Source organism: Streptomyces tateyamensis, assembly GCF_003205575.1.
Lineage (GTDB): Bacteria > Actinomycetota > Actinomycetes > Streptomycetales > Streptomycetaceae > Kitasatospora > Kitasatospora tateyamensis.
On record NZ_PYBW01000006.1, the window covers coordinates 62,445 to 62,763 of the forward strand.

General features: G+C 72.4%; 1 protein-coding gene. It reads right to left on the reverse strand.

The genetic code is table 11. From position 1 onward, the window contains the following. Positions 1-319, reverse strand: a 319-nt coding sequence (locus tag C7C46_RS01575) for an agmatine deiminase family protein (RefSeq protein ID WP_146258956.1), incomplete at both ends; no start/stop codon positions are given.

Sequence of the window (319 nt, forward strand, 5' to 3'; positions counted from 1 at the left end):
GATGCAGTGGATGCCGCCTCCGTTGGCGAAGATCTCGCGGGCGTCGACGAGTTCGACGGTGCGGTCCGGGTAGGCCTCGGCCAGGATGGCGGCGGCCTGCTCGTCGCGGGGGTCGGCGAAGGCGCACAGGATGACGGCGCCGTTGGCCACGTAGTGGTTGATGTAGGAGTAGTCGACGGGTTCGCCGTCCTCGTCGTGCAGCACGGTGGGCGCCGGGACCTCGATGACCTGCAGCCGGCGGCCCTGGGCGTCGGTGGCCGCGCGCAGGATGGCGACGAGCTCCTGGCAGACCGCGTGGTCCGGGTGCGCCGGGTCGGGC